We start from the raw sequence: 3,993 nt of genomic DNA on the forward strand, positions 1-3,993 counted from the left end.
CCGTTCTCCAGCGCCTGCCGAATCACCGCCTGCTGCGCCATCCCGTTCGGCACCGTCAGTCCGCTGCTCGGCCCGTCGTGGTTCACCGCTGTCCCCCGAATCACCGCCAGCACTTCATTCCCGTCCGCCACCGCCTCCGACAGCCGCTTCAGCACCAGCACGCCGCAGCCCTCACCGCGGGCATAGCCGTCCGCGGAGGCGTCGAAGGTCTTGCACCGGCCGTCGGGAGACAGCGCGCCGCTGCTCGACAGGTAGACGCTGAGCTCCGGGGAGAGGATGAGGTTCACGCCACCCGCGAGCGCCACGGGGCACTCGCCCAGGCGCAAGCTCTGGATGGCCAGGTGCAGCGCGACGAGCGACGACGAGCACGCCGTGTCCACCGCCATGCTCGGCCCCTGGAAGCCCAGGGCATACGACAGGCGCCCCGCGCTGAAGCAGGCGCCCTTGGCCGTGCCGAAGTACGGGTCCAGTTGGGACAGGTCCGCGTTCGCCAGCAGGCGCTGGCTGTAGTCGGTGTTCATCACGCCGACGAAGACGCCCACGCGCTGGCGGGCCCGGCGCTCCACCGGATGCCCCGCGCGCTCCAGCGCCTCCCAGCCGACCTCCAGCAGCAACCGCTGCTGCGGGTCCATCGCCGCGGCCTCGCGCGGAGAGATGCCGAAGAACTGGGCGTCGAACTGGTCCACGTCCTTCAGGAAGCCGCCGCGACGGGTGTTGATCTTCCCCGGCACCTGCGGCTTCGCGTCATAGAGCGCTTCCACGTCCCAGCGGTCCGCCGGGACCTCCGTCGTGGCGTCCACGCCGTCGCGCAGCAGCGCCCAGTACGCCTCCGGCGTGGTGACCCCACCCGGGAAGCGGCACGCCATCCCGACGATGGCGATGGGCTCCGCGCGAGGCGTCGACTCGGCCTTCTCCAGCCGGGCCTCCAGCTTCCGAATCTTCACGAGCTGCTGCTGCACAATCTGCCGGTAGTTGATGTCCTCGGTCGTCATGTCGATGTTCCTCAGGAATCCGTTGCCAGGTCCGCGAGCGCCAGCCGAGCCAGCTCCGCGTCGGAGAGCGCGTCGAGGCTCACCTCGAGCTCGCCATCGCCAGGCACCTCACGCGCCACGGCGGGCTTCTTCTCGTCGTTGAACTTCAAGACAGCCTCGATGAGGTGGTCGGCGAGGAACTCCACGTTGGGGTGGTTCATCGCGACCGTCGAAGGCAGCGACTGCCCAAGCCCGTCCTGCAGGGCGTTGCGCAGCTCGATGGCCATCAGCGAGTCCATGCCCAGGTCCGTGAAGCCCTGGCTCCAGTCCACCCCCGCCACCTCCAGCCGGAGCACGCGCCCCACTGCCTCCTGGAGCCTGCGGACGAGCAGCCCGCGCCGCGCATGTGGCAGCGCGCCCTGGAGCTCCGCCAACCACTGCTTCTTCGGCGCCGGAGCGCTCGCGCGCGGCGCCTCCTTCCGCGCGGGCGCCACCGCCCCGTAGAAGGCCGAGCGCCCCAGCCGGCCCAGGCCCTCGATGTACGCCGGCCACCGGATGCTCATGAGGCCCAGCTGCGCCTGACGCTGCCCCAGCGCCTTGCCCAGCAGCTCCAGCCCCTGGGCCGTGGGCAGCGCGCGGATGCCTCGGCGCTCCAGCGCCCTGGCCACCTGCGCGTTGGTGGCCATGCCCACCTCGGCCCACGGGCCCCAGTCGAGCGAGAGCGCCGGCAGGCCCCGGGCACGCCGCAGGTGCGCCAGGCCGTCCAGGAAGGCGTTGGCCGCCGCATACCCACCCTGGCCCGGAGAGCCCAGCAGCGCCGCGGCCGACGAGAAGAGCACGAAGTGCTCCAGCGGCCGGCCCTCGGTGAGGCGGTGGAGGTTCCACGCACCGGCCACCTTGGGCGTCATCACCCGCTCGAAGCGCTGGAGGTCCTGCTGCACCAGAGCCCCGTCCTCCACGAGGCCCGCCGCGTGGAAGAGTCCTCGCAGCGGCACCGGCCCCGCGTCGATGCGCGCCAGGAGCGCCGCGACGTCCGCCTCCCGCGCCACGTCCGCCGAAGCCACGGTGACGGTGGCCCCCGCCTGCTCCAACGCGTGGAGCGCCGAGCGGGCCTCCTCCGTGGGCGCGCGCCGCCCCACGAGGACCAGGTGACGCGCGCCGTGCTCCACCAGCCACCGCGCCACCGACAGGCCGAGCGCCCCCAGCCCGCCGGTAATCAGGTACACGCCGTCGGCGCGGAAGGCGGGGGAGTCCTCCATCGTGCCCTTCGCGCGCTGGAGCTGGGACCGGAAGCGCTTCTGCCCGCGGAAGGCCACCTCCAGGCCCGGCGCCTCCTCGGAGCGCAGCAATTCGGTGAGCAGCGACTCCACGCCGCCCTCCGGGTCCCTCGAGTCCAGATCAACTCGGCCGCAGCGCAGCTCACCGTGCTCCAGGTCGATGACGCGCCCCAGGCCCCACAGCGAGGACTGCACGGGCGAGGACACCGCCACGCCATCCGCCGGCTGTGCCCCTCGCGTGACGAGCCACAGGGGCGCCGGGCTGCCACTGGCGACGAGCGCCTGCGTCAGGTGCAGCGCGCCCGTCGTGGCCTCGAGCGTCGCCTGCTGAAGGGCCTGCGCGGACCGCGTCTCCTCCGCGGAGGAGTCGAGCCCCCACAGGTAGACGGCCCCCGCGCACGGGGCGCCGTTCAGCGCCTCGCGCAGCAACCGGCTGAGGTCGGACGGGCTGCGCGCATCGACGTCGAAGTGCCTGTCGGCCGTGGCCCGGAACGCGGTGCCCGGACGCACGCGGATGACGGACTCACCGCGCGCCTCCAGCCGGGCGGCGAGCCGCGCTCCGACGCCCTGAGCATCCACCAACAGCAGCCACGGACGCGGCTGCGACACGGGCAGCGGCGCGGGCGGCAGGGGCGACGGTGTCCAGGCCACCTCGTAGACGCGCTCCTCGGACTTCTTGTGCGTGCTGGCCTGGAGGACCTCCCGGCTGGCGCGGCGAGCATGGAAGCCGAGGATCTCCGCCACCGGGCCGTGCTCGTCGAAGAGCTGGACGTCGCCGCTGAGGACCTCCTCCGAGACGGCGCGCTCGCCCGCCGTGGACTTCGCGTAGCACCACAGCGGCCCTTCCGGGCGCCGGAAGAAGTTGAGCTGCGAGACGCTGAAGGGAATCGCCAGCGCGTCCGCCAGGCTCGTCGCGTCGCTCACCATCCAGTTGGCGAGCATCTGGAAGCACGAATCGATGAGGCCGGGGTAGAGCGCGTAGTTGTCCGGTGAGTCGGGCAGCTCGGGCTGCCGCATCTGACCGAAGGCCTCGTCCTGGCTGCGCTGGAAGGGGCCAATCCAGCGGAAGCTGGGGCCCAGCGTGTAGCCCATGGCGCGGAAGAACGTGTAGAAGTCGTCGCCCGAGCGCGCCTCGGTGCAGCGCGACAGCACGTCCTCGCGCGCGGGCAGCGGCCGAGGCGAGGACACCCGCGACGGGTCCACGCGAAGCTCCCCCGTGCCGTGCAGCACCCAGTCACCGGACTCGCCCTGCGTCATCAGCTTGAAGGAGTAGCCCTCCGCGTGCGGCGAGAAGATGAGCTGGAGCGGGCGCAGTTCGTCATCCGCGAGCACCAACGCCTGGTGGAACGTGAGGTTCTCCAGCGTGCAGGCGAGCGGACCGAACGTCTCCGCCACCGCCGAGAGGACCATCGACAGGTGTGAGGCCGCGGGCGTGACGACCGTGCCGTAGAGGCGATGGTCATCGAGGTACGCCGGACGGAACGCCCCGAGCGTCGTGCTGTAGATGATGTCGTCGAACGCGGGCGAGTACAGCCGAGTCCCCAGGTGCGGCTTGAGGGCCTTCGACTCACGCGGCGCGAGCAGCGCCCCGCGGCCCTGGGTGTCGCGGGTCCACCAGTAGCGCTGCCGCTGGAAGGGGTACGTGGGCAGGGCCACCGTCCGTCGCGCGTACGGCTTCTCGTACTCCCCCCACGCCACCTCCACTCCCTTCACGTACAGCGCACCCAACGCCTCCAGCGCCGTCT

At 72.0% G+C, this 3,993-nt stretch carries 2 protein-coding genes; both read right to left on the reverse strand.

Annotation, left to right across the window (positions count from 1 at the left end; translation table 11 throughout):
• Positions 1–992: beta-ketoacyl [acyl carrier protein] synthase domain-containing protein (locus G4D87_RS34505; RefSeq protein ID WP_163786921.1), on the reverse strand; the 992-nt coding region annotated here is incomplete at its 3' end.
• 11 nt (positions 993–1,003) lie between these two features.
• The coding region (locus G4D87_RS34510) for a type I polyketide synthase (protein ID WP_205507832.1) at positions 1,004–3,993 on the reverse strand (2,990 nt) is incomplete at its 5' end.

This window comes from Myxococcus vastator (assembly GCF_010894475.1).
In the GTDB taxonomy this organism is placed as follows: Bacteria; Myxococcota; Myxococcia; order Myxococcales; family Myxococcaceae; genus Myxococcus; species Myxococcus vastator.